The 4123-nt window shown below is 73.3% G+C and carries 5 protein-coding genes and 2 pseudogenes; 3 read left to right on the forward strand and 4 right to left on the reverse strand.

What is annotated here, in order from left to right; translation table 11 throughout:
* The 4 genes and pseudogenes from GSF22_RS31505 to rimP all read right to left on the reverse strand — a co-directional run.
* The coding region (locus GSF22_RS31505; protein ID WP_208817555.1) for a translation initiation factor IF-2 N-terminal domain-containing protein at nucleotides 1-263 on the reverse strand (263 nt) is incomplete at its 3' end.
* Nucleotides 264-356: 93 nt separating this feature from the next.
* Nucleotides 357-688 (reverse strand): annotated as a pseudogene (locus tag GSF22_RS31510) (YlxR family protein).
* A gap of 15 nt (nucleotides 689-703) precedes the next feature.
* Nucleotides 704-1757: pseudogene (nusA, locus tag GSF22_RS31515) on the reverse strand (transcription termination factor NusA).
* Nucleotides 1754-2422: a ribosome maturation factor RimP gene (gene rimP, locus GSF22_RS31520; protein WP_208817558.1), complete on the reverse strand. Its 669-nt coding sequence runs from the start codon at nucleotides 2420-2422 to the stop codon at nucleotides 1754-1756. Before rimP ends, nusA begins: the two are co-directional and overlap by 4 nt.
* A 176-nt stretch (nucleotides 2423-2598) precedes the next feature.
* Between rimP and GSF22_RS31525 the strand changes: the two genes are divergently transcribed.
* The 3 genes from GSF22_RS31525 to GSF22_RS31535 form a co-directional block, all read left to right on the forward strand.
* Complete coding sequence (locus GSF22_RS31525; protein WP_208817559.1) at nucleotides 2599-3108, forward strand: hypothetical protein; 510 nt, start codon at nucleotides 2599-2601, stop codon at nucleotides 3106-3108.
* The gene (locus tag GSF22_RS31530) at nucleotides 3105-3527 is read left to right on the forward strand and encodes a ferritin-like domain-containing protein (protein WP_208817560.1); all 423 of its coding nucleotides are present in this window, start codon (nucleotides 3105-3107) and stop codon (nucleotides 3525-3527) included. The genes GSF22_RS31525 and GSF22_RS31530 overlap by 4 nt, the downstream gene beginning before the upstream one ends.
* Nucleotides 3528-3626: 99 nt before the next feature.
* On the forward strand, nucleotides 3627-4123 hold a 497-nt coding region (locus tag GSF22_RS31535), incomplete at its 3' end, for a PadR family transcriptional regulator (protein WP_208817561.1).

Genomic DNA, 4123 nt, shown 5'->3' on the forward strand with positions numbered 1-4123 from the left:
GCCGAGATCCGCGGCTCGCCCGGGGTGGGCGGAGCCGGGGTCGGCGTGGACGGGGCGGCCGGGGCGGCTGCCGACGGCGCGGCCGGGGTCGACTGACCGGCGGACGCGACGAACGCACCGCGCAGCCGCCGGGCTACCGGCGCTTCGACGGTGCTGGATGCGGACTTGACGAACTCGCCCATTTCCTTCAGCTTGGCGAGAACGGTCTTACTCTCGACCCCGAGCTCTTTTGCCAGCTCGTGTACGCGGGCCTTGCCTGCCACTGCACTCCTCACTCCGAGGCCGTGCGGGCAGCACCCGCAGCGACCTCACTCGTGCACTTGAAGCCTGGTCATTTCAGGGACTTCATCGTGTGCTCATGCTGGTCGTCCTACCTTGCTTGCGACCCTCGCCCGACCGGACGGCCGGACGTAGTGGTTGACGCGTCGATGTACTCGGCCAGCTCGCCGGAGTCTGGGACCCCGGCGACCCGCAACGCCCGCCCGAAGGCGCGGCGCCGCAGTGCCAGCGCGAGACAAGCCGGATCTGGGTGCAGGTTCGCGCCCCGACCCGGCAGTCTGCGGCTCGGGTCGGGTCGGAGGCTGTGACCAGCCCCGTCGCCGACCGCGACGAGTCGCAGCAGTTCGGTGGCCGGCGCCCGCCGCCGACAGCCCACACAGGTGCGCTCCGGCTGCGCGCGTCGTACCACTGGGAAAGTCTACCCCTACCGACCCGGGAACGCTCCGCCCGGTTCCCGGACGTGATCAGCCCCGCTCGGTACCGGCGGGTGTGGAGGTGGCCGCCTGCTCGGCGTCCGACCGGATGTCGATCCGCCAACCGGTCAACCGGGCAGCAAGCCGGGCGTTCTGCCCTTCCCGTCCGATCGCCAACGAAAGCTGGAAATCCGGCACGGTGACCCGGGCGGTCCGGGTCGACGCGTCGACCACCTCGACCCGCAGGGCCTTCGCCGGGGAGAGCGCGTTGCCGACGAACGTCGCCGGGTCGTCCGACCAGTCGATGATGTCGATCTTCTCACCGTGCAGCTCGCTCATCACCGCCCGGACCCGCTGACCCATCGGGCCGATACAGGCACCCTTGGCGTTCACCCCGGAGGTCGTCGAGCGTACCGCGATCTTGGTGCGGTGACCCGCCTCACGGGCGATCGCACTGATCTCCACGGTGCCGTCCGCGATCTCCGGCACCTCCAGGGCGAAGAGCTTCTTCACCAGGTTCGGGTGGGACCGGGACAGGGTGATCTGCGGACCCCGCATGCCCTTGGCGACGTGCACCACCACGCACCGGATCCGCTCACCGTGCCGGTACTGCTCGCCGGGCACCTGCTCGGGAGCGGGCAGCACCGCCTCCAGCTTGCCCAGGTCGACGGTGACGATGCCCTTCTCGGTACGCGCCTCGTGCGCCTGCACCACGCCCGTCACCAGGTCGCCGTCGCGGCCGACGTACTCGCCGAAGTGCACCTCGTCGGTGGCCTCCCGCAGCCGCTGGAGGATCACCTGCTTGGCGGTCATCGCCGCAATCCGGCCGAAGTCGTGCGGGGTGTCGTCCCACTCCCGGACCACGGTGCCGTCGTCACCCAGTTCCTGCGCGTACACCAGGGCCGCGCCGTTCTTCCGGTCGATCTCCACCCGGGCGTGCGACTCGGCGCCCTCGGTGTGCCGGTACGCGGTCAGCAACGCGGTCTCGATCGCCGCGAGGATCGTGTCGAACGGGATCTCCCGCTCGCGCTCCAGTGCGCGCAGCGCCGCGAGGTCGATGTTCACCTCTCCTCGTCCTCCACATCATCTTCGTCGTCGAAGTCTTCGGTCTCGGTGTCGTCGATCTCGGCCAGGTCCTCGTCGGCGACCTCGTCCAGGCGGTGGAACTCCACCTGGACCCGGCCCGGCCCGAGATCGGGGTAACGCCACTCGGTGGCCTGGCCGTCGCAGTCCAGCACCACCCTCTCCTCGTCGGCCGCGACCACCCGGGCGGTGAGCTGCCGCTCACCCGGGGGCTGCTGGCCACGCTGCCCGGGCAGCGTGGGACCGCCCCGGGCGGTCACCTTCACCAGCCGGCCGACGTTGCGCCGCCAGTGCCGGGGCAGCGTCAGCGGCCGGTCCACGCCCGGGGAGCTGACCTCCAGCTGGTACTCGCCGGCCACCAGGTCCGTCCCGGTCTCCTCGGCCGCGTCCAGGGCGCTCGACACGGCCCGGGAGACGTCCGCGACCCGGTCCAGGTCGATCCCGCCGTCGCCGTCCACGATCACCCGGACGACGTGCCGGCGACCCGCCCGCGACACGGAGAGATCCTCCAGGTCGTACCCGGCGGCACTGACCACCGGCTCGATCACCGCGCGCAGTCGGGCGCGGCGGGCGCCGAGGTCGCTCCGGGGCCGTTCACCGACCCGTGGCCCCGTCGTCGACCTGGTGGCACGGCCACGCTGCGTCATCCCGCACCCCTTTCTCGATCGACGGCCGACCCTTTTGGGCAGCCACGTCGGGCCGCCACCGGGGCAGTCGCGTCCGGTGGTTGCGCAGAGCGTAACGCGCTCGGCGACGGAAGCAGCGGCCGGCGCACCGACTCCGGTGGGCCACGTCCGCGCCGGCATGGTGTTGACTTGACCCCGTGTTGAGCGGCAGAACAACGCAGCGCCACGGCCCGGACGGACATTCCCGGCGTACCGTCCTCCGCGCCGGCGCCCTGGTCGCCCTGGTGGGCACCGGTACGGCCCTCGCGGGCTGTGACCTTCTCGACGGCCGGCCGGCACCCGATCCCACCCCCGACCCGCTGGCCCCGCTGCTCACCGGCGCGCTCGACCTGGCCGACCGGTACGCCGCAGCCGCCGCCGCAGCTCCGGAGCTGGCCGGCCGGCTCGACCCGATCGCCGAGGCGCACCGGGCCCACGCGGCGGAGTTGGCCCGGGTGACCGGTACCACCCCGTCGGGCCGCCCGGGCGGATCACCCACCGGCCCGGTCACCGGCACCGCCGCCCAGCTCCTGGCCGACCTGCGGGCCGCCGAGCAGCAGGGCCGCGACGAGGCGGTACGGGCCTGTACGGAGGCACCCGCCGAGCGGGCCGCGCTGCTGGGGTCGATCGCCGCCGCCCGGGCCACCCACCTGGAGGCACTGCGATGAGCGAGGAGCTGGCCGCCGCCCTGCGCGCCGAGTACGCGGCGATCTGGGCGTACGGGCCGATCGGGGTACGGCTGCGGGGTGCCGCCGTCGACGCGGCCCGACAGGCGGAGGCCGCCCACCGGTCCCGCCGGGACGCCCTGGTGCTGCACCTGGCGGCCACCGGCGCGACGGTGCCGACCGGCCAGGCCGGGTACGCGCTGCCGTTCCCGGTGACCGACCAGGCGAGCGCCCTGCGCCTGGCCGTCGAGGTCGAGGAGCGGACCGGCGCGTACTGGCGGGCCGCGTTGCCGGTGACCACCGGCGCGGAGCGGTCCCGGGCGCTGGCCGCACTGACCGACTGCGCGGTCCGGGCGACCCGGTGGCGGCGGGCCGCCGGGACGACCCCGCTGACGGTGGCCTTCCCCGGTCGCCCCGGCTGAGTCGGGGCGACCGGCTCGGCCGCCCCGCCGGGCATCGGTGGACACCCGGCGGCGGCGTCCGGTTTGCGGGAGACATACCGGGTATGCATACTGCCATCCATGTCCATCCGCCATGGCCTGCTCGCCCTGCTCGAACGGGGACAGATGTACGGCTACCAGCTCCGGGCCGCCTTCGAGGAGTCCACCGGGGCCACCTGGCCGCTGAACATCGGGCAGGTCTACACCACGCTGGGGCGGCTGGAACGCGACGGTCTGGTGCTCGCCCTGCCGGAGAACGAGGGTGGGCAGCGACCGTACGAGATCACCGACGCCGGTCGGGCGGAGCTGGCGCTCTGGTTCGCCACACCCATCAGCCGTACCGACCGGCCCCGTGACGAGCTGGCGATCAAGCTGGCGCTCGCGCTCACCACCCCCGGCGTGGACGTGCGGGCGGTGGTGCAGAGCCAGCGCACCGCCACGATGCGGGCGTTGCAGGAGTTCGGCCGGCTGAAACGGGTCGACGACCGCCCCGACGACCTGGCCTGGCGGCTGGTGCTGGACGCGATGATGTTCCAGGCGGAGGCGGAGCTGCGCTGGCTGGACCACTGTGAGGCGAG

The sequence above is a fragment of the Micromonospora echinofusca genome (assembly GCF_017614955.1).
GTDB lineage: Bacteria > Actinomycetota > Actinomycetes > Mycobacteriales > Micromonosporaceae > Micromonospora > Micromonospora echinofusca_A.

What these genes read in the sequence shown, in the direction of transcription:
- rimP (WP_208817558.1), bottom strand. Translation starts at nt 2,422, where the DNA reads ATGACGCAGCGTGGCCGTGCCACCAGGTCGACGACGGGGCCACGGGTC.
- GSF22_RS31530 (WP_208817560.1), top strand. Translation starts at nt 3,105, where the DNA reads ATGAGCGAGGAGCTGGCCGCCGCCCTGCGCGCCGAGTACGCGGCGATC.